This window comes from Streptomyces sp. NPDC047981, assembly GCF_040653315.1.
Lineage (GTDB): Bacteria > Actinomycetota > Actinomycetes > Streptomycetales > Streptomycetaceae > Streptomyces.
The window spans coordinates 31,138-51,514 of the sequence record NZ_JBEZNQ010000002.1 but is presented as its reverse complement, the minus strand read 5'-3'; the positions used below and the strand labels follow the sequence as shown (position 1 = coordinate 51,514).

Below are 20,377 nucleotides of genomic sequence, written 5' to 3'. Positions count from 1 at the left end.
AGAGTGTCGCTCAAACAGGAGGTGAGTGGACGTGCGTCTGACCCCCACGGAACGCGACCGGCTGCTGCTCTTCGGCGCCGCCGAGCTCGCCCGGGCCCGTCGGGCCCGGGGCCTTCGGCTCAACGTGCCGGAGGCGACGGCCCTCATCGCGGACACCGTCTGCGAGGCGGCCCGCGACGGCCGGCGGCTCGCCGAGGCGATCGCCGCGGCCCGCTCCGTCCTGGGCCCCGCCGACGTGCTGCCGGGTGTGGCCGATGTCGTCACCGAAGTGCATGTCGAGGCCGTTTTCGACGACGGCTCGCGGCTCGCGGTCGTCTCCGACCCGATCGGCGGCCCCTCCCTGGGCGAGTCCGCTCCCGGTGCGCTGCTGCCGGGCCCCATCGAGGCCGAGCAGCCCCCCGCGCTGGTGCTCACCGTCCGCAACACCGCCACCGTGCCGGTCAGCGTGACCTCGCACTTCCACTTCTTCGAGGCCAATCCCCGCCTGGACTTCGACCGCGCCGCCGCCTACGGCATGCGGCTCGCCGTCCCCGCGGGCTCCTCCTTCCGCTTCGACCCGGGCGGCCAGGAGGAGGTCGGTCTCGTCCCGATCGGCGGCGAGCGGATCGCCATCGGCTTCGCGGGCCTGGTCGACGGCCCGCTGGACGCGCCGGGCGCGAAGGCCTCCTCCGACGCGCAGGGGATGGGAAGGGCCGGCGAGGCCCCGATCCGCTCCGAACCGGTCGAATCCATGTCTCTGAACCGTCTCTACTTCCTCTGAGGATCCCTCCCATGAACTCCGCGACCTTCCGCATGCCGCCCGAGTGGGCCCCGCACGAGCGCACCTGGATGGCCTGGCCGGGCCCCAACCCGACCTTCACCAACGACGAGGAGCTGGCGCAGGCCCGCTCCGCGTGGGCCTCCGTCGCCCGTGCCGTCCGCCGCTTCGAGCCGGTCACCGTGGTGGTCGGCCCCGGCCAGCTGGACTCCGCGCGCGCCCTGCTCGGCGACGCGATCGACCTCGTCGAGCGCGACCTCGACGACGCCTGGATGCGCGACATCGGCCCCACCTTCGTCAGCGACGGCACCGCCCTCGCGGCCGTGAACTGGGTGTTCAACGGCTGGGGCGCCCAGGACTGGGCCCGCTGGGAGCACGACTCCAAGATCGCCTGCCATGTCGCCGACCTCGCGGGCGTCCCGGTGCACGACAGCGCCCTGGTCAACGAGGGCGGCGCGATCCACGTCGACGGTGAGGGAACGGTTCTGCTGACCGACACCGTCCAGCTCGGCGCGGGCCGCAACCCGGAGTGGAGCCGCGCCGAGGTCGAGGCGGAGATCCACGCCAAGCTCGGCACGACGAAGGCGATCTGGCTCCCGCACGGCCTGACCGGCGACTACGGCCTCTACGGTACCCAGGGCCACGTCGACATCGTCGCCGCCTTCGCCCGGCCCGGTGTCGTGGTCGTGCACAGCCAGCAGGACCCGGCCCACCCCGACTTCGAGCGCTCGCGGATGTACGTCGACATCCTCAGCCGCGCGACGGACGCCAAGGGCCGGCAGCTGGAGGTCGTGGAGATCCCGGCCCCCACCGTCCTCAAGGACGAGGAGGGCGACTGGGTCGACTACTCCTACATCAACCACTACCTCTGCAACGGCGGCGTGGTCCTGTGCGGCTTCGACGACCCGAACGACGAGATCGCGGCGGGCATCTTCCGCCGCCTCTTCCCCGAGCGGATCGTCACGCTGGTCGACGCGCGCGCGATCTTCGCGGGCGGCGGCGGCATCCACTGCATCACGCAGCAGCAGCCGAAGGTCTGACCCGCGGGACCGGTCCGCGACGGCCGCACGTGGGGCGACCACGTGGGCCGTCGCGTCCGGCGACGAACGGGTCCGCGACACCGCGGCCGAGCCGATCGGGTAGAACGTACGAGTGAGCAGCATCAGCCCGAATTCCCCCGCTTCCTCCGAGGCTTCCGCCGGGGCCTCCGCCGCCTCGGCGCCGTCCGCGGCGTCCGCCTCGCGCCGCCGCCGCAACCAGGCGGCGCCGCCCCGGGAGGACGTCCTCGCCGCCGCCATGGCCACCGTCGCCGAGCGCGGGCTCGACGGGCTGACCATGGCCGGGCTCGGGCGCGAGGTCGGGATGAGCAGCGGGCACCTGCTCTACTACTTCCGCACCAAGGACGAGCTGCTGCTGCAGACCCTGGAGTGGAGCGAGGGGCGGCTCGGCGCCGAGCGCAGCGCGCTGCTGTCCCGGCCCGGCAGCTGCGCCGGGCGGCTCGACGGCTACGTCGACGTCTACGTGCCGGACGGGCCCCGCGACCCCCACTGGACCCTCTGGCTGGAAGTCTGGAACCGCTCCCAGAACGCCGACGACGACGCCCGCGCCCGCCAGGCCGCCATCGAGGGAGCCTGGCACCGCGACCTCGTCGCACTCATCGCCGAGGGCGTCTCGCGCGGCGAGTTCCGGCCCGTCGACCCCGACCGGTACGCCACCCGGATGCGCGCCCTGCTCGACGGCTTCAGCGTCCATGTCGCGGTCGGCATCCCCGGCACGAGTCGCGACCATGTCCTCGCCCACGTACGGGAGTTCGTGGCCGAAACCCTGCTGCTGCGACCGTAACGCACGCAAGTAGACCCGATCGTTGCCGCTTCCACCCTTGTTGCGCCCGCCGCGCGTCCGGCACGGTTCCGGATCATGGGACGAGAGCACTGGAAGAAGATCTGGGTCGGGTCGGCCGGCAACATGGTCGAGTGGTTCGACTGGTTCGTGTACGCGAGCTTCGCCACGTACTTCGCGGGGGCCTTCTTCCCCGAGGGCAACGACACCGCCAAGCTCATGAACACCGCCGGCATCTTCGCCGTCGGCTTCTTCATGCGCCCCGTCGGCGGCTGGCTGCTCGGCCGGGTCGGCGACCGCAAGGGCCGCAAGGCGGCGCTCACCCTGACCGTGACGCTGATGTCCGCCTCCGCCGTGCTGATCGCCGTCGCCCCGACGTACTCCGTCGCGGGCTACGGAGGCGCGGCCGTCCTGCTGATCGCCCGCCTCCTCCAGGGCCTCTCCGTCGGCGGCGAGTACGCGGCCAGCGCGACCTACCTCACGGAGGCCTCGGCCCCGCAGCACCGGGGCTTCGCCTCCAGCTTCCAGTACGTCTCGATGACCGCGGGCCAGATCCTCGGCCTCGGCCTGCAGATCGTCCTCCAGCGCACGATGTCGACGGAGGCGCTGCACAGCTGGGGCTGGCGCATCCCGTTCATCATCGGCGCGCTCGGCGCCGCGGTCGTCTTCTACCTGCGGCGGAACATGCTGGAGACGGACGTGTACGAGGAGACCGCCGACGACGGCGTGGCGCGCGGCGAGAAGGGCACGCTCAAGGCGCTGTGGGCGCACAAGCGGGAGGCGTTCCTCGTCATCGCCCTCACCATGGGCGGGACGGTGGCCTACTACACGTACACCACCTATCTGACGAAGTACCTCTCCAACTCGGCGGGGCTGCCGAAGCAGACCGCGACCCTGGTCTCCTTCTGTGCGCTGATCGTCTTCGCCTGCCTGCAGCCGCTGGCCGGCCGGCTGTCGGACCGGATCGGCCGCAGGCCGCTGCTGATCACCTTCGCGCTGGGCTCGACGTTCCTGACCGTGCCGATCATGACGATGCTGCGGCACGCGGGCTCCTTCTGGCCGGCGTTCGGCCTCTCGCTGCTCGCGCTGGTCGTCATCACCGGCTACACGTCCATCAACGCGTGCGTGAAGGCGGAACTCTTCCCGACCGGCATCCGCGCGCTCGGCGTCGCCCTCCCGTACGCCATCGCCAACGCCCTCTTCGGCGGCACGGCGGAGTACGTGGCCCTGTGGTTCAAGGACGCGGGCATCGAGTCCGGCTACTACTGGTACGTGGCGGGGTGCGCGGCGGTGTCGCTGGTGGTGTACCTGACGATGCGGGAGACGCGCGACATCGACCTGGGGAGGGTGGGGCGCCGTTCGGCGGAGCCGAAGGACGGCGCGCGGGAGACGGCGCCCACGCCGGCGGTCTGACGGGCGTCACTGCTGGGCGGTGGTGGAGGCGGCCTCCAGGCGTTGCTGGAGTTCCTGGAGGGTGTCCTTGCCACGCTTGTTCAGCGCCGCCGCGTTGGCCGGCTCGTCCAGCGCGATGGTGATCAGCACGGTGTTGCCGACGCGCCCGGTGAAGTAGACGTAGCGGAAGTCGGTCTTCTTGCCCTCGGAGTCGGCCGATTGCGTCCCCTCCTCGGCCACGACCTCGTCGAAACCTGTCACGGAGGGGGCGGTCGCCTCGCGGATTCCGGTCCACCGAGACTTGCCGCTGTGCTGGGAGGGGCACCGATGAGTGTTGGCTTCGACATCGCGCATGTACGACTCCGCCGTCGCGGCGTCGGTGAAGACACGGACCTCGGTCGACGAACTGTTGCCTGACGACTCGTAGTAGACACCGCGGTACACCGAGGCCAAGGTGCCTGCTCTGCTGGCACGGGTGACCCACTCGCACCCAGAGGTCACATGGGATTCGTCTGCGGGGTCGGCCTCGTAGTCCTCGCTCTTCGCGTACCCGGCGCCCCAGTCCTGAGGTGCCATGGCCACACGGGTCGCCACCGCGTGCGCCTCCGCCTGGCCGGCCGAGAGGCCCGTCGCCGTGACGGAGGCCGCGGGACTGGACGCGTCCGCCGATCCGCCGCCCCCGTCGTCACCCCCCTGCAGCACCGCCACCAGCGCCACCGCCAGGCCGAGGGCGACGAGCACGCCGGCCCCGGCGATCATGAGGGTGCGGCGGCGCCGGCCGTCCGGGGGAGGGGGCTCGGAGCCGTCAGGGGGAGGCGGTGGGACGTTGCCGCCACCGGAGCCGGAGCCTGGGGGCGGTGGGACGTTGCCGCCGCCGGAGTCGGGAGGAGGGGGGACGCTTCGGCCGCCCGAGCCTGGGGGGATGCTGCCGCCACCAGAGCTCGGCCCCAGTGGCCCAGGTGGTGGTCCCTCTGGCTGGCCGGAAGGAGGCTGAGTGCTCATACAGGGACCCGTACCACCCGACCCCCGCCCGCATCCTGAGACCGCTATCCCGCCACCCGTACGGATGTGGCAGACTGCCCGCGTGCTCGCTACCACCATGATTATCGGCAGCAGCGCGCCGGTCCGCAGTGGCCACTGAACCGCGATCCCACCCCCGCGGCAGTGGACACCGTGCCTCAGACCCGCGCGCAGACCTCTCGCACCCGCGAGGGGTTTTTTCGTTTTACGGCCCCACCATCGGCCCGAAACGGACAGCGCGTGAGAATGGGGGCAAGTGGATCCAGACTTCCGGAGCCACATCCGACAGGAGCCATCAGAGCCATGACCACGGAGAACGACGAGAGCTCGCGTCTCGACGACAGCTTCCACGTCTTCGACACGACGCTGCGCGACGGAGCCCAGCGTGAAGGAATCAACCTCACCGTCGCGGACAAGCTGACCATCGCGCGGCACCTCGACGACTTCGGCGTCGGCTTCATCGAGGGCGGCTGGCCCGGTGCCAACCCGCGCGACACGGAGTTCTTCGCCCGCGCGCAGCAGGAGATCACCTTCAAGAACGCGCAGCTCGTCGCGTTCGGCGCGACCCGCAGGGCCGGGGGCCGCGCCGCCGAAGACCCGCAGGTCAAGGCGCTCCTCGACTCCGGCGCCCCCGTGATCACGCTGGTCGCCAAGTCGCACGACCGGCACGTCGAGCTCGCCCTGCGCACCACCCTGGACGAGAACCTGGAGATGGTCCGCGACACCGTCGCCCACCTCCGCTCCCAGGGCCGCCGTGTCTTCGTCGACTGCGAGCACTTCTTCGACGGGTACAAGGCCAACCCGCAGTACGCCAAGGACGTCGTCCGCGCCGCCTCCGAGGCCGGCGCCGACGTCGTGATCCTGTGCGACACCAACGGCGGCATGCTCCCCGCCCAGATCCAGGCCGTCGTCGCCACCGTCCTCGCCGACACCGGCGCGCGCCTCGGTATCCACGCCCAGGACGACACCGGCTGCGCCGTCGCCAACACCCTCGCCGCCGTCGACGCGGGCGCCACGCACGTCCAGTGCACCGCCAACGGCTACGGCGAGCGGGTCGGCAACGCCAACCTCTTCCCGGTGGTCGCCGCCCTGGAGCTCAAGTACGGCAAGCGGGTGCTGCCCGAGGGCGCCCTCGCCGAGATGACCCGGATCTCGCACGCCATCGCCGAGGTCGTCAACCTCACGCCCTCCACCCACCAGCCGTACGTGGGCGTCTCGGCCTTCGCCCACAAGGCCGGCCTGCACGCCTCCGCGATCAAGGTCGACCCCGACCTCTACCAGCACATCGACCCCGAGCTGGTCGGCAACACCATGCGGATGCTGGTCTCCGACATGGCCGGTCGCGCCTCCATCGAGCTGAAGGGCAAGGAGCTGGGCGTCGACCTCGGCGACGACCGGGAACTCATCGCCCGGGTCGTCGCGCGGGTCAAGGAGCGCGAGCTCAAGGGCTACACCTACGAGGCCGCCGACGCCTCCTTCGAGCTGCTGCTCCGCGAGGAGGCCGAGGGCCGCGCCCGCCGCTACTTCCGTACCGAGTCCTGGCGCGCGATCGTCGAGGACCGGCCCGACGGCACCCACGCCAACGAGGCCACCGTGAAGCTCTGGGCCAAGGGCGAGCGGATCGTCGCCACCGCCGAGGGCAACGGCCCGGTCAACGCCCTCGACCGGGCGATGCGGGTCGGTCTGGAGCGGATCTACCCGCAGCTCGCCAAGTTCGAGCTGGTCGACTACAAGGTCCGCATCCTGGAGGGGCGCCACGGCACGGAGTCCACGACCCGGGTCCTGGTCACCACGAGCGACGGCCACGGCGAGTGGTCCACGGTCGGCGTCGGCGAGAACGTGATCGCCGCCTCCTGGCAGGCGCTGGAGGACGCCTTCACGTACGGGCTGCTGCGGGTGGGGATCGACCCGGCCGAATAGGCGCGTCGTGCCGTCCGATACGTCCTGGTACGCCGCAGCATGGGCGGCATGGCAAGGACGCTCCGCAGTACCCGTACGAGAACGGCGGCGGCCCTGGTGGCCGCCGCCGTTCTGACCGGATGCCTCACGGCCGCCTCGGCCGCCACGGACCCGGCCGTCACGGACCCGAACGCCACCGACCCGGTCCGGATCGTCGTCGCGCCGGTCACGACCGTGGCCGAGGGTGCCACGGCCCGGGTCCGCGTCACCCTCCGGTCGGCCAGGGCCCTCACCGAGCCGGTGACCGTGGCGTACGAGACCGGCGCCGGAACCGCCCGCGCGGGCACCGACCATCCGGGCGCCGGCGGTCGCCTCACCTTCCCCCGGGGCACCGCCCCCGGCGCCACCCGGACCATCGCCGTCCCCACCTCCCGCGACCGCGTCGCGGAAGCGGCCGAGACCATCCCGCTGCGCCTCACCGTCCAGGGCGCCAGGGGGCCCGCGGACGCCCCCCGGGTCGTCGTCGACGCCCATGGCCTGCCCTACCTCGACGCCACGCGCCCGGTGCGCGAGCGGGCCGCCGACCTGCTCGGCCGGATGACCCTCGCCGAGAAGACCGGCCAGATGACGCAGGCCGGCTCCAACTCGCTGGCCTCGCCCGAGGACATCACCACGTACGCCGTCGGCGCCTTCGTCTTCGAGGGCGAGGCCAAGCCCGTCGCCCGCACCCCCGAGGAGTGGCGGCGGGCAGCCGACGCGCAGCAGGCCCGCGCCCGCGCCACCCGGCTGCAGATCCCGCTCCTGCTGGCGTCGGACGCCGTCCACGGCCACGCCTTCGTCAAGGGCGCCACCGTCATGCCGCACAACATCGGAGTCGGCGCCGCCCGCGACCCCGCGCTCGCCGAGCGGCTCGCGGCCGTCACCGCCCGTGAGGTCCGTGCCACCGGCGTCAGCTGGAACTTCGCGCCCTGCCTCTGTGTCGTCCGCGACGAGCGCTGGGGCCGTACGTACGAGTCCTTCGGGGAGGACCCCGATCTGGTCACGTCCATGGCGACCGTCGTCCGCGGCCTGCAGGGCGCCCCCGACGGGCGGGACCTGGACCGCGACGACAAGGTCCTCGCCACCGCCAAGCACTTCATCGCGGACGGCGGCACCGCCTACGGCACGGGCCGGGCGCCCTACACGATCGACCAGGGTGTCGCGCGGATCGGCACCAGTGAGCTGGAGAAGGTCCACCTGCCCCCGTTCCGTGAGGCCCTCCGGCTCGGCGCGGGCTCGGTCATGCCCTCGTTCTCCTCCCTCGCGCTCGACGGCGACCGCAGGGGCGAGATGAAGATGCACGGCTACCCGGAGATGCTCGACGGGCTGCTCAAGCGGCGGCTCGGCTTCCCCGGGATCGTGGTCAGCGACTGGGAGGCCGTGGAGCAGATGCCCGGCGAGGCCGTCGCCAACCTGCGGGACGCGGTCAACGCCGGCATCGACATGAACATGGCCCCGCTCACCTACCGGGACTCCGTGCGGATCATCGCCGACGAGGTGGCCGCCGGGCGCGTCCCGCAGTCCCGGGTCGACGACGCCGTCCGCCGGATCCTGGAGCAGAAGTTCCGCCTCGGGCTCTTCGAGCGCCCGTACGCCGACACCACCCAGGCCGGCACGATCGGCTCCGCCGCGCACCGGGCCCTGGCGCGCGAGGCCGTCGCCAAGTCGCAGGTGCTGCTGAAGAACACCTCGGGCGCGCTGCCGCTCTCCGCCGGACAGCGGGTCTACGTCGCCGGGTCCAACGCCGACGACCTCGGCCACCAGACCGGCGGCTGGACCGTCACCTGGCAGGGCACCTCCGGCCGGATCATTCCCGGCACCACGATCCTGGAAGGCATCCGCGCCGTCGGCGGCGGCCGTGTCACGTACTCCAGGGACGCCTCCGCGCCCTTCGCCGGACACGACGTGGGCGTGGTGGTGGTCGGCGAGACCCCGTACGCCGAAGGCGTGGGGGACGTCGGGGTGAACGGACACGACCTGGAGCTCTCCGAGGCCGACGGCAAGGCCGTGGACGCGGTGTGCTCCGCGATGAAGTGCGTGGTGCTGGTCGTCTCCGGGCGTCCGCAGCTGGTCGGCGACCGGCTGGCGCGGATGGACGCCCTGGTCGCCTCCTGGCTGCCCGGCACCGAGGGCGCGGGCGTGGCCGACGTCCTCTACGGCAAGCGGCCCTTCACCGGAAGGCTCCCGCTGACCTGGCCGAGGAGCGCGGCACAGGTGCCGATCAACGTGGGAGACGCCGCCTACGACCCGCAGTTCCCCTACGGCTGGGGCATCACCACGGGGCACATCGGGCAGAGCGGCTTCCCGTGGCTCCGCGGGACCGTCCAGGAGCAGGTCCAGAGCGGCGGCGCGCGCGGTATGACCCCGGCCGTGGCGAAGCCGTTCGCCGAGGCCGAGCGGAAGTTCGCACGGGGTGACCGGGCGGGCGCGCTCGCGGAGCTGAAGTCGGCGCAGCGGGCCGTGGAGCGGGCGGTGCGCAGATAGTCCGACGACTATGGCCTGCTTTGCCTCCTTTCGGGTACTTTCAAGGCATGAGGACCAGGCCGTTCCACCTTCTGTCGGCCCTCGCGGGGCTGGCGTTGCTGCTGCTCCTGGTCCTGGCCCCCTCCGCGGGGGCCGGGACCACCGGGATCATGGGGATCCCGGACGCCAGCGCGGCCCTGAAGCAGGGGCCGGTGTACGTCGATCCGGGCGCTCGTGACCAGCTCTCGACGGCCGAGGCGGACGCCCTGGCCCAGAAGATCAAGGACGCGGACAAGCCGCTCTTCGTCGCCGTGCTGCCCGCGACCAGCGAGTATCCCCCGGAGAACCTGCTGCGCAATCTGCGCACCGAGACAGGGGTGACGGGGCTCTACGCGGTCCGGCTCGGGGACGGCTTCGACGCGGCCGCCGACCGCACGGTGATGTCGGCGAACGCCGTGGACAACCTGGTCACCGCCGTGCGCCAGCCCGGGGTCGACGCGGCCACCGAGTTGAACAACTTCGTGGACCAGGCCCTGCCGACCCTGCGCGGCACCGCCCCCGCCTCCTGGGGCTCGGTCGGTGCGGACGACGGTGTCCCCGTGGGCGGCCTGATCACGCTCGGCGCGGTCGTCGCCGCAGGCGGCGCGGGCGCGTACGCGATCGTCCGGCGCAACCGGCTCCGCAAGGAGGCCGAGGAGCGCGAGGCCCTCGACAAGCTGCGGGTCGTCGTGGACGAGGACATCACCGCCTTCGGCGAGGAGCTGGAACGGCTCGACTTCCACCCCGCCGAGCCCGGAGCCGACGACGCCAAGCGCGGCGACTACGAACGCGCGCTCGACTCCTACGACAAGGCCAAGTCCCTGATGGGCTCGGCCACCCGCCCGCACGACGTCAAGCCGGTGACCCAGGCCCTGGAGGACGGCCGCTTCTCGCTCGCCGTCCTTGCCGCGCGCCGCGAGTCCCGGCCGCTGCCCGAGCGCCGACCGCCGTGCTTCTTCGACCCGCGCCACGGCCCGTCCCTGGAGGACAGGACCTGGACCCCGGCGGGCGGCTCCGCCCGTGAGGTCCCGGTCTGCGCCGCCGACGCCGCCCGCCTCGACGACGGCCAGGAGCCCCTGGCCCGTACCGTCGACACCTACGACGGCCGCCGCCCGTACTGGGAGGCGGGACCGGCGTACGGCCCCTGGGCCGGCGGCTACTTCGGCGGGGGCATGCTCCCCGGCCTCCTCGTCGGCACCATGCTCGGCTCGATGCTCGCCACCCCGGCCTACGCCGGTGAGTACGGCGGCGGGGAGTTCGAGGGCGGCGACTTCTCCGGGGCCGACTTCAGCTCCGGCGACTTCGGTTCGAGCGACTTCGGCGGAGGCGGAGGCGGCGGCTTCGGGGACTTCGGCGGCGGCGGCGACTTCGGAGGCGGCGGCTTCTAGGCCGCCCGGTCCCCCCCCGTGAGGGACGGGCCTTGCGGCCCGTCCCCGCGCAGTCCGTCCCCTACGGACCGATCTCGAACACGGGCGGCTGGAGACCGGCGAGGCACCGCGTGTCCGCCGCGCCCGGAGTGGCGAAGAACGAGCGGGTGATCGTCTGCGCACAGGGCGAGTCGGCGAAGACCACGTGGGCGACGTAGGGAACCGTGACGGCGGTCGACCGGCTCAGCGTCCGCGCGGCGTACGGTCCGCTGCTCGGCGCGGTCTGGGCGTCGAACCCTCCGGACAGGACGAGCGTCGGGATGTCGCTGTACGTCCGCTGCCGGATCGAGCGGTCCGCCGGGGGGACGTCCCAGGCGCGGCAGTCCGCGTGCATCCAGCTGAGCAGCGGGGCGTTGGCCAGCACCGAGCGGGGGAACGACGGGAACGCGCGCCGTCCTGCGCGGATCACGTCGGCCTCGCTCTCGAACGGTGTCCACTCCCTGCAGAAGACGCCGAAGACGAGCCCGTGGGAGACCCTGCCGATGGCCTGCGGGCTGTACTTTCCGCCCGCGTACTGCTCGGCGATCCGCTGCGCGTTGCCATGGGCCAGTTCGTCGATGGAGCGGGGCACTCCGGCCGCGAGATGGCTGGCGAAGGTCAGCCAGTTCACCAGGAGCCCGCCGTCCACCACGACCTTGACCGGCTCCGGCTGACCGGGAACCGTGACGGTGGTGGTGAGCGGCTTGGCCTCGAGATCGACCACGAGGCGCTCGAAGGTGGCCTTGAGGTTCGGATAGCGGGTGTTGCAGGCGGGCTGCTGCGCGCATGCCGTGAAGATGCCGTCGAAGCCCTCGCGTGCGGCCTTCCAGGTCACCGCGCCGCCGGCCAGGGACGGCGGCAGGACGCCGTCGATGCCGACCGACCGGATGCCCTTCGGGTGCAGGCGCATGTACTGGAGCGCCAGGTCGGTGCCGTAGGAGATGCCGAACACGTTCCACTGCCTGATGCCGAGAGCCTTGCGCAGGGCGTCGTAGTCGGCGCTGCTCTCGGTGCCGTTGTAGGCGCTGAGGTCGGCTCCGCGCCGCACCAGCTGGTCGCGGCACTTGCGGGTCTCCTGGACGTGCAGACGTCCGGTGGACGGCGCGCCGAAGACGAGACCGAGCGAGCGCGCGGCGAATTCGTCGACGTTCCGGCAGGTGAGCTCGGGGTCGGCCGAGTAGGTCCCGCGCTGGGACATGAAGATCACGTCCCGGTCGCGGTTCAGACCGCCCGCGACCGCCATCGGGATCTCGGAGACCGCGTCGTCGCCGGGCCCGCCGGCGAACCACACGATCGGGTCGGGTGCCGGTCTCGTGGCGACCGCGGGGATGATCGCGACCGCGAGGGTGATCTTCCGCCCCTTGTGCCGGGGGTGCCGGGAACGGTTCTCCGGGACGGTGAGCGTTCCGCAGCGGGCACGCGCCAGATCGGGGATCGGGTCCGCCGTCCGCGGGCAGGGGCCGGGCTCGAAGCGGGCGTCGCCCGCCGTCCGGGCGACGGTGCCGAGCGATGTTCCGGTGCCGGACTCGGCCCGGGCGGGCAGCGCGGCCAGGCCGGCGACGAGGGCGCCGACGGTGGCTCCGGCCAGCGCGGCCGGGAACCGGCGCGGCGCGCGCCGGTGGCGGGGTGGGCTGAAGGACATCACGTTCTCTCCGGTTCGGGGGTGAGGGTGAACGGACCAGGGGCGAGCCCCGCCACGCAGCCGGTGTCGGGCGAGGCCGGACGCGCGAGGAAGGAGGTCAGGACGCTCGCCGCACAGGGCGACTGGGGGACCACGAAGTGGCCGATGCCGGGAATCAGCACGGCGGTCGAGCGGGGCAGCGTGCGGCCGGCGTACGGCCCCCAGCTCGCGCCCGTCTTCGCGTCGAACGAGCCGGAGATGATCAGCGTCGGGACCTTGCTTCGGGTGGTCACCCGCTGGATCGCGGTGCGGTCCGGGACGTTCCAGACGCGGCACAGCTCGTACTGGAAGGGAAGCTGCGGCGCATGGGTCAGGACCGTGTCCGGCCACCCGGGGAACGCCCGGCGCCCCGCCTGGAGGATGTCGGACTTCGTGAAGCCCGGCGCCCACTCGGCGCACACGACCGAGTGCGTCAGACCGTAGGCCTGGGGGACGACGGGCGTCCCCGCGCCGGCGGCCTGTGCCCGCGCCAGGCGTTCCGGATTGCCGCGCGCGAGTTCGTCGAGCGCCGCGGGGACCTGGGCGGCCGGCAGGGCGCTTCCGTTGGTGACCAGCAGGTTCACCAGGGTGCCCCCGTCGAGGACGACCTTCACCGGGCTGCCGCCGCCGGGCGGCTCCACCGTCAGCGACAGGGGATTCGCCTCGAGGCGCCTGACCTGCTCCGTCAGCGTGCGCGAGAGGTTCGGGTAGCGGCTCTTGCAGCTCGGCTGGGCCTCGCACGCCGCGAAGATCGTGTTGATCCCCTCCTGGGCGCTGTCCCAGGCCCACGGCAGGCTCACGATCTGCGGCGGCACGACCGAGTCGATGGTCACCGTGCGGACGCCCTCGGGGTGCCGGCGCAGGTAGGTGAGGGCCAGGTCGGTGCCGTAGGAGTAGCCGTAGACGTTCCACCGCTTGAGGCCGAGCGCCTTGCGCAGGTCGGCGAAGTCGGCCGCGTTCTCGGTGGTGTTGTAGCTGCTCAGCCGGATTCCGTCGGCCGTCAGACGGTCCTTGCACTCCTTCGCCGCGCGGACCAGCAGCCGTCCGGTCGAGGGCGCGTCGTAGGGCAGTCCGACGGCGGTCGCGTTGAACCGGTCGATCTCCGGGCAGGTGAGGTACGGCTGGGAGTAGGGCCCGCCGCGCTGGGTCATGACGATCAGATCCCGATCCCGGTTCACGCCGGAATCGATCAGGAAGGGGATCGCCCCGATCGCGTCGCCGCCGGGCCCCCCTTCCATGAAGACCACCGGGTCCCCGGCGGGTTTCTTCGACGTGGCCGGAATGATGGCGACGGCCAGTTTGATGGTCCGTCCGCCGCGGTGTGTGCGGTTCTCGGGGACCTCCAGAACCCCGCACCGCCCGGGGATCTCTTCGGGCGCCTCCGGGCAGGGACCGGGCACGAACCGCGCCGGACCTCCCGGGCGGGGCCCGCCGAGGGGTGGGACGGCGCTGGTCGGTGCCGCACCGACCGCGCCCAGGAATGCCAGACCGGCCGCGGCGAGTGCAAGCCCGGTGGGTGACCGCCGGGAGCGGCGCGGTGGGTGGCGCGGCGTCCGATGTCGTACCGGCCTGCCGCTCCCGCGTGCGAACGGCAGGCAGCCGTGTGTGATGTCCTGTTCCGCCATGTGATTCCGTCTCTCTGACGTCCGCGGCGGCCCCGGACAGGGGCACTGCCGCGCGGCTCCGCCCGCCGCCGCGTGATCGGGGCGGGCACTGCGTACGTCAGCCTGAGCGGGCGGAAGGACGCCCACCACTCGTGGGCTCCACTTGGGGCGTGGGTGTCACTCCGAGGGCGGTCACGACGGAGAGACCGGAGGTGGAAGGGCCGGGGCGGGAGCTACACCAGGGGCTTCACCGACATGAGCAGGTGCTGATGGCGCCCGTCCGCCCGGTCCGTGATCAGGGCGCGCTGGCCGGGGCCGAGCAGGTGGAGGCGGACCGTGTCGGTGTCGAAGGAGCCGAGCGCGTCCAGCAGATACCCCGGATTGAAGGCGACCGTCATCGCCTCCGCGCCTTCCAGGGCCGCCGCGAGCCGCTGCGAGGCCACGTCGTCCTCGTAGCCCGCCTGGAGGTGCACGGCGTCCGGGGTGAAGGCGAGCTGGACCGGACTGTCGCCCTCCGCGACCACCGCGACCCGCTTCACGGCCTCGACCAGCGGAGCCCGCTCCGTCACGGCGACGGCGTGCTCGCCGAGCGAGAACAGCTTGTCGTGGCGGGGGAGCCGGCCGTCGAGCAGCCGGGTCGTCGTCCGGGTGCCCCCGCTCTCGAAGCCGATCGAGCCGCCGTCGAGGGCGAGCCGGACCGGTCCCGCGGCCGAGGCCAGCGAGCGGGCGATCTCGGTCAGCCGCCGCGCGGGCACGACCACGTCCGCACCGGCCTCACCCCCACCCTCGCCCTCCGGCTTCCACTCCAGCGCCCGCACCGCGTACCGGTACCGGTCGGTCGCGGCCAGCGTCATCGTCGACCCGTCCAGGGCCAGCCGGATGCCCGTCAGGACCGGCAGCGAGTCGTCCCGGCCGGCCGCCACGGCGACCTGCCCGACCGCCGCGGCGAAGGCGTCCGCCTCCACCACGCCCCGGAACGCGGGCAGTTCCGGCTGCGCCGGATAGTCGTCCAGCGGCAGCAGCGAGAGCCCGAACCGGGCGTCCCCGCCCGTCACCGAGAGCCGCGCCCCCTCGATCGCGCTCTCCACCGGCCCCTTGGGCAGCACCTTGCAGATGTCGAGCAGCCGCCGCCCGAGCACCAGCGCGCGGCCCTCCCGTACGGTCTCCGCCTCGACCTCGATGCGCGCCGACGCCTCGTAGTCGAGCCCGGAGACCCGCAGCCGCCCGTCTCTCGCCTCCAGGAGCAACCCGCCGAGCACGGGCACGGGGGACCGCGCGGGGAGAACGCGCGCGGCCCAGGCCACGGCGTCGGTCAACTCACTGCCGTCGATACGGAATTCCATGCCGCCGACGCTAACCGCCCCCACTGACAACGGCGCTGACCAGGCGATTCATCCAAAGAGCGGCCGCCCGGTCGTCCGTGCCGCCGTGGAACGCCGAGCGCCCGCCCTCCGTCGTGGCGGAGAGGCGGGCGCGCTCGTTGTGCTGCGGCTGTGCGCCGCGACGGATCAGGCGGCGGCCTTGATCGCGGAGATGTCGAAGTTCAGCTTCACCTTGTCGCTGACCACCACACCGCCGGTCTCCAGCGCGGCGTTCCAGGTCAGGCCCCAGTCGGAGCGCAGGATCTCGGCCGAGCCCTCGAAGCCGACGCGCTCGTTGCCGTAGGGGTCCGTGGCGGTGCCGTTGAACTCCAGGTCGATCGAGAGCGGCTTCGTGACGTCCTTGATCGTCAGTTCGCCGGTGATGCGGTACTTGTCGCCGCCCAGCTGCGCGGCCTCGGTCGAACGGAAGGTCATCAGCGGGAACTGCTCGGCGTCGAAGAAGTCGCCGCTGCGCAGGTGGCCGTCACGGTCGCCGATGCCGGTGTCGATCGAGGCGATCTTGACGTCGATCGTGGCGGTGGAGGCGCCCGGGTTCGAGCCGTCCAGGTTGAGGGTGCCCTCGTGCTCGCCGAAGGAGCCGCGCACGTTGGTGACCATCGCGTGACGGACGGTGAAGCCGATGCTGCTGTGCGCCGGGTCGATCGCGTACGTGCCGGTCAGCGCGGCCAGTGCCGGGTCGACGGGGAGGGTGGCGACTGCGGTGGTGGCGTCGGTGTTCTTGCGGCCGAAGATGCCCATGACGTGCTCCTTGGGGGGACGGAGTTCCAGTTCGTTGAACCTTCAACAAGAACCACCGTAGCGCTATTCCGTTCAACATTCAACATCTCTGCCCGATGTTCCCTCGATCGGCCCCGACGTCCACCCGCTTGGACTAACCGGAGGCGGTTCTTGGACTGCCGGAGCCGACGGGCCGCGATCTCGTTGACGGTGCCCGCCGCGCGGGCCCAACTAGTCCCCATGCCCCTCCCCAAGTCGCGAAGAATCCGTGCCGCCTGCGCGCTCGCCGCAGCGTCGTCCGCCGTGTTCGCCCTGTCGGGACCTGCCCTCGCGCAGGAGGAGAGCCCGGCGGGCGCCACCGCCGAGAGCGTCATCCACTCCGACCGGCTCTCCGTCGCCGTCGCCCAGGACTTCCCACGCGTCCTCTCGTACACGGACCGCGCCACCGGCGCCCGCCTCCTCGGCAGTACGGCCCCGGTCACCCAGGTCGTCCTCAACGGGACGGCCTACCCCGTCCAGGCCAAGGGCGCGCCCGTCCTGACCGCCGCCGGCGCGGCGTACACCCTCACCTTCCCGGCTCTGGCAGGCGTCGAGATCGACGCGCGCCTGAGCGTCAGCGGCCGGACCACCACCTTCAAGGTCACCGCCGTCCGCGACACCGAGGCCTTCCGCGTCGGCACGATCGACATACCCGGCCACGACCTGGTCTCCGTCGGCTCCTCCGACGCCGGCGCCGAGACCGCCTTCACCCGGCTCGACCCCGACTCCACCCGTACCGCCGACGTCTTCGCCGACATCACCGACGCCACCCCGGCGGAGGCCGCTCCCACCGGCGCGAGCTACGCGATCGTCAACACCGGCTCCCTCGCCGCCGCCGTCGAGTCCAACTCCTCGTACGACAAGCCCTCGGGCCAGAGCGCCCGCGACGGCGCCCGCTTCTGGCACCAGGCCCGCAAGAACGGCGCCGAGACCCGCGTCGGCGTCTGGTCGGGACAGTGGACCTACCGGGGCGCGGGCGCGCCCGCCCCCGAGAGCGGCGACAACCTCCCCTGGGCCAAGGTCGTCGTCACCCCCGACGCCAACGCCGACGGGCGGACGGACTGGCAGGACGGCGCGCTCGCCTTCCCCGCCATCGGGATCAAGGCCCCGGGCGGTGACGAGACCCCGGACCGGGTGATCGCCCACATCCCGTTCAACTTCGCCTCCAACGCCACCCACCCCTTCCTGCGCACCCTCGACGACGTCAAGCGGATCTCCCTGGCCACCGACGGGCTGGGCCAGTTCGCCCTGCTCAAGGGGTACGGCTCCGAGGGCCACGACTCCGCGCACCCCGACTACGGCGGCAACTACAACAAGCGCGCCGGCGGTCTCGCCGACCTCAACACCCTCCTGAAGGAGGGCCGGAAGTGGGGCGCGGGCTTCGGCGTCCACGTCAACGCCACCGAGTCGTACCCCGAGGCGAAGAACTTCAGCGAGACGCTCGTCGACAGGACCAAGCCCGGCTGGAATTGGCTCAACCAGAGCTACTACATCGACCAGCGCCGCGACATCAACAGCGGCGACCTCGCCCGCCGCTTCCAGCAACTCCGCGACGAGACCGACCCGAACCTGTCGATGCTCTACATCGACGTCTACTACACGCACGGCTGGATCGCCGACAAGACGATGCAGGCCGTCCAGGGGCAGGGCTGGAACGTCGCCACCGAGTGGTCCGAGAAGTTCGAGCGGGCCTCGCTCTGGTCCCACTGGGCCAACGACCTGAACTACGGCGGCGCCACCAACAAGGGCCTCAACTCCCAGATCGTCCGCTTCATCCGCAACGGAGAGAAGGACGTCTGGAACAACCACCCGGTCCTCGGCCAGACCGCCCTGGAGGACTTCGAGGGCTGGACCGGCGAGACCGACTGGAACCACTTCTACGCCAACATCTGGCAGAAGAACCTGCCCGCCAAGTACCTCCAGCAGCAGCGGATCACCCGCTGGAACGGCAACGACCTCACCTTCACCGGCGGCGTGCGCGGCACCGTCGAGGACGGCCGCCGCACGTTCTACGAGAACGGCCGCAAGGTCCTCGACGGCGAGAACTACCTGCTGCCCTGGGACGGCGGGAAGAAGCTCTACCACTACAACAGGAGCGGCGGGCGGACGACCTGGGCCGTGCCCGCCGGCACCCGCTCGTACACCGTCCACAAGCTCACCGACAACGGCCGCGTCCAGACCGCGACCGTCCGGCCGGTCGACGGCCGCGTCACGCTCGACGCCGTCGCCGGTCAGCCCTACGTCCTCTACCCCGACCGCGCCCCCGCGCCCCGCGACCCGCACTGGGGCCAGGGCACCCCGGTCGACGACCCCGGCTTCAACGACGCGCGGCTGCGGGCCTGGTCCACGACCGGCACGGTCGCCCGCCACACCGACGACCAGGGCCGCAACAGCGCCGCGCTCACCGGATCCACGACCGCGTCCCTCCAGCAGCGGATCACCGGACTCACCCCCGGCACCCGATACACCGCCTCCGCGCTGATCGAGGTCGAGCCCGGGAAGACCCGCCCGACCACGCTCTTCGTCGGCGGGAGGTCCGTCACGGTGGAGCGCTCTGCCGTCGAGGACAGGGTCGCCGCCTCCGACTGGAACGGCACCCGCTTCCAGCGCGCCAAGGTCACCTTCACCGCGCCCGCCGACGGCTCCACCACCTTCAAGCTCCAGGCGGCGGGCGGCTCCGCCGCCACCGTCCGGGTCGACGACGTCCGGATCGTCGCGAACGCCCCCGCGACCAAGGCCGGCGCCCTCGCGTACGAGGACTTCGAGGCCGTCGACCAGGGCTGGGGCCCCTTCCTCAAGGGCGACTCCGGCGGGACGACCGACCCCCGCACGCACATCGCCCAGCTCCACGCCCCGTACACCCAGTCCGGCTGGAACGGGAAGCTGATCGACGACGTCATCGGCGGCGCCGAGTCGCTGAAGTCCCACGACGAGAACAGCGGCCTGGTCTACCGCACCGCCCCCTGGACGGTCCCGATGAAGGACGGGCACCTCTACCGCGTCGCGTACGACCACCAGTCCAGCCACGCCGGCGCCTACGAGTGGGTCACCGGCTACGACCGCGCCGACGGGACCTCGGTGGAGACCCGCCGTACGCCGCTGGGACAGCAGCGCACCACCGGGCACTTCACCGAGACCGTGACGGCCGGCTGCGGCGACACCTGGACCGGGCTGCGCAAGCGCGCCGACGCCCCCGACGGCGCCGACTTCGTCCTGGACGGCTTCACCGTGACCGACCTGGGCCCCGCGCCCGAGAAGGCCGCCTGCGGCACCCTGGCCCTCGCCGCCCCGGAGACCCTGGAGCCGGGCCGCCCGAACCAGGTCACGGCCACCTTCACCAACGACGAGAGCGGCGCGGTCTCCGGCGCCTCCGCCACCCTCGAACTGCCCGCGGGCTGGACCGCCGAACCGGCCGCCCCGGTGGCCCTCGGCACGGTCGCGGCCGGCGCCAGGGCGACCGCGACCTGGCAGGTGACACCCCCGGCGGACGCCGCCCACCAGCCGTACGCCCTCGGGGCGGCGCTCACCTACACCGTCGGGGGAGAGGCCCGGAAGCTGACCGCCGGCACCACGGTCCGCACCCTTCCCCCGGCGCCCACCGCCGACAGCTGGGCGAGCGACCTGGAGTGGACCTCGGCCACCAACGGCTGGGGGCCGGTCGAACGGGACGGCTCCAACGGCGAGACGGGCACCGGCGACGGCGGCCCGCTCAAGGTCGGGGGCGTGACGTACACGAAGGGCCTGGGCACCCACGCCCCGGCCAAGGTCCGCTACTACCTGGGCGGGAAGTGCACCTCCTTCACCGCCGAGGTGGGCGTGGACGACGTCCAGACCACGCGGGGTACGGTCGCGTTCAGCGTCCTCGCCGACGGTACGGAGAAGGTCGCGTCCCCGGTCCTGAAGGCGACCGACCCGGCCTGGTCGCTCACCGCCGACGTCACCGGAGCCGACTACGTCGAGCTGGTGGCGGGCGACGGCGGCGACGGCAACGGCAACGACCACGCGGACTGGGGGAACGCCCGGTTCCACTGCGGAGCCTGACCGCGACGGCGCCCCACCGCACCTACCCGGTACGGTGGGGCGCCGCTGTGTCGCCCATGGGCGACCTCCGGTGGCTATGT

13 protein-coding genes are annotated in these 20,377 nt (G+C 72.5%); 8 read left to right on the top strand and 5 right to left on the bottom strand.

Going from position 1 to position 20,377, the window contains the following annotated elements; translation table 11 throughout:
* Window positions 1–31: 31 nt before the first annotated feature.
* The 4 genes from ureA (at window position 32) to AB0E14_RS02120 (ending at window position 4,009) form a co-directional block, all read left to right on the top strand.
* Entirely contained in the window at window positions 32–760 is a 729-nt protein-coding gene (ureA, locus tag AB0E14_RS02135; protein WP_362410464.1) for an urease subunit gamma, read from the top strand.
* A gap of 11 nt (window positions 761–771) precedes the next feature.
* Window positions 772–1,797, top strand: coding sequence for an agmatine deiminase family protein (locus AB0E14_RS02130; protein WP_362410461.1), 1,026 nt, complete (start codon window positions 772–774; stop codon window positions 1,795–1,797).
* A 256-nt stretch (window positions 1,798–2,053) separates the two neighbouring features.
* Window positions 2,054–2,599, top strand: a complete 546-nt coding sequence (locus AB0E14_RS02125; protein ID WP_362410835.1) for a TetR/AcrR family transcriptional regulator — start codon at window positions 2,054–2,056, stop codon at window positions 2,597–2,599.
* 75 nt (window positions 2,600–2,674) lie between these two features.
* Complete coding sequence (locus AB0E14_RS02120) at window positions 2,675–4,009, top strand: MFS transporter (RefSeq protein ID WP_362410458.1); 1,335 nt, start codon at window positions 2,675–2,677, stop codon at window positions 4,007–4,009.
* Window positions 4,010–4,015: 6 nt separating this feature from the next.
* On the opposite strand, the gene AB0E14_RS02115 is transcribed toward AB0E14_RS02120, so the two are convergent.
* Complete coding sequence (locus AB0E14_RS02115) at window positions 4,016–4,747, bottom strand: hypothetical protein (RefSeq protein ID WP_362410455.1); 732 nt, start codon at window positions 4,745–4,747, stop codon at window positions 4,016–4,018.
* A 564-nt stretch (window positions 4,748–5,311) separates the two neighbouring features.
* Here AB0E14_RS02115 and cimA point away from each other — a divergent pair.
* Genes cimA through AB0E14_RS02100 form a run of 3 tightly spaced genes read left to right on the top strand, consistent with a single transcriptional unit; the run spans window position 5,312 to window position 10,836 of the window.
* Window positions 5,312–6,928 (top strand): citramalate synthase, encoded by a 1,617-nt coding sequence (gene cimA, locus AB0E14_RS02110; protein ID WP_362410452.1) that lies wholly within the window; start codon window positions 5,312–5,314, stop codon window positions 6,926–6,928.
* A 48-nt stretch (window positions 6,929–6,976) separates the two neighbouring features.
* Window positions 6,977–9,430 (top strand): glycoside hydrolase family 3 N-terminal domain-containing protein, encoded by a 2,454-nt coding sequence (locus AB0E14_RS02105; protein WP_362410449.1) that lies wholly within the window; start codon window positions 6,977–6,979, stop codon window positions 9,428–9,430.
* A 47-nt stretch (window positions 9,431–9,477) separates the two neighbouring features.
* Complete coding sequence (locus tag AB0E14_RS02100; protein ID WP_362410446.1) at window positions 9,478–10,836, top strand: hypothetical protein; 1,359 nt, start codon at window positions 9,478–9,480, stop codon at window positions 10,834–10,836.
* Window positions 10,837–10,897: 61 nt separating this feature from the next.
* Here the strand turns inward: AB0E14_RS02100 and AB0E14_RS02095 are convergent, their stop codons facing one another.
* The 4 genes from AB0E14_RS02095 to AB0E14_RS02080 all read right to left on the bottom strand — a co-directional run bounded on the left by AB0E14_RS02095 (window position 10,898) and on the right by AB0E14_RS02080 (window position 16,238).
* On the bottom strand, window positions 10,898–12,496 hold the full coding sequence (locus AB0E14_RS02095) for an alpha/beta hydrolase (protein WP_362410443.1): 1,599 nt from the start codon (window positions 12,494–12,496) through the stop codon (window positions 10,898–10,900).
* Entirely contained in the window at window positions 12,496–13,914 is a 1,419-nt protein-coding gene (locus AB0E14_RS02090; RefSeq protein WP_362410440.1) for an alpha/beta fold hydrolase, read from the bottom strand. Before AB0E14_RS02090 ends, AB0E14_RS02095 begins: the two co-directional genes overlap by 1 nt.
* A 437-nt stretch (window positions 13,915–14,351) precedes the next feature.
* Window positions 14,352–15,461, bottom strand: coding sequence for a DNA polymerase III subunit beta (gene dnaN, locus AB0E14_RS02085; protein ID WP_362410437.1), 1,110 nt, complete (start codon window positions 15,459–15,461; stop codon window positions 14,352–14,354).
* A 165-nt stretch (window positions 15,462–15,626) separates the two neighbouring features.
* Window positions 15,627–16,238 carry a YceI family protein gene (locus tag AB0E14_RS02080; RefSeq protein ID WP_362410434.1) on the bottom strand — a complete coding sequence of 204 codons (612 nt, stop codon included), beginning with the start codon at window positions 16,236–16,238 and terminating at the stop codon, window positions 15,627–15,629.
* Between the two features lie 219 nt (window positions 16,239–16,457).
* Between AB0E14_RS02080 and AB0E14_RS02075 the strand changes: the two genes are divergently transcribed.
* Window positions 16,458–20,297 carry an endo-alpha-N-acetylgalactosaminidase family protein gene (locus AB0E14_RS02075; protein ID WP_362410431.1) on the top strand — a complete coding sequence of 1,280 codons (3,840 nt, stop codon included), beginning with the start codon at window positions 16,458–16,460 and terminating at the stop codon, window positions 20,295–20,297.
* Window positions 20,298–20,377: the final 80 nt, after the last annotated feature.

Coding starts and splice junctions, on each gene's coding strand:
- AB0E14_RS02130 (WP_362410461.1), top strand. CDS start 772: ATGAACTCCGCGACCTTCCGCATGCCGCCCGAGTGGGCCCCGCACGAG.
- AB0E14_RS02125 (WP_362410835.1), top strand. CDS start 2,054: ATGGCCACCGTCGCCGAGCGCGGGCTCGACGGGCTGACCATGGCCGGG.
- AB0E14_RS02120 (WP_362410458.1), top strand. CDS start 2,675: ATGGGACGAGAGCACTGGAAGAAGATCTGGGTCGGGTCGGCCGGCAAC.
- AB0E14_RS02115 (WP_362410455.1), bottom strand. CDS start 4,747: ATGATCGCCGGGGCCGGCGTGCTCGTCGCCCTCGGCCTGGCGGTGGCG.
- cimA (WP_362410452.1), top strand. CDS start 5,312: ATGACCACGGAGAACGACGAGAGCTCGCGTCTCGACGACAGCTTCCAC.
- AB0E14_RS02105 (WP_362410449.1), top strand. CDS start 6,977: ATGGCAAGGACGCTCCGCAGTACCCGTACGAGAACGGCGGCGGCCCTG.
- AB0E14_RS02100 (WP_362410446.1), top strand. CDS start 9,478: ATGAGGACCAGGCCGTTCCACCTTCTGTCGGCCCTCGCGGGGCTGGCG.
- AB0E14_RS02095 (WP_362410443.1), bottom strand. CDS start 12,496: ATGTCCTTCAGCCCACCCCGCCACCGGCGCGCGCCGCGCCGGTTCCCG.
- dnaN (WP_362410437.1), bottom strand. CDS start 15,461: ATGGAATTCCGTATCGACGGCAGTGAGTTGACCGACGCCGTGGCCTGG.
- AB0E14_RS02080 (WP_362410434.1), bottom strand. CDS start 16,238: ATGGGCATCTTCGGCCGCAAGAACACCGACGCCACCACCGCAGTCGCC.
- AB0E14_RS02075 (WP_362410431.1), top strand. CDS start 16,458: ATGCCCCTCCCCAAGTCGCGAAGAATCCGTGCCGCCTGCGCGCTCGCC.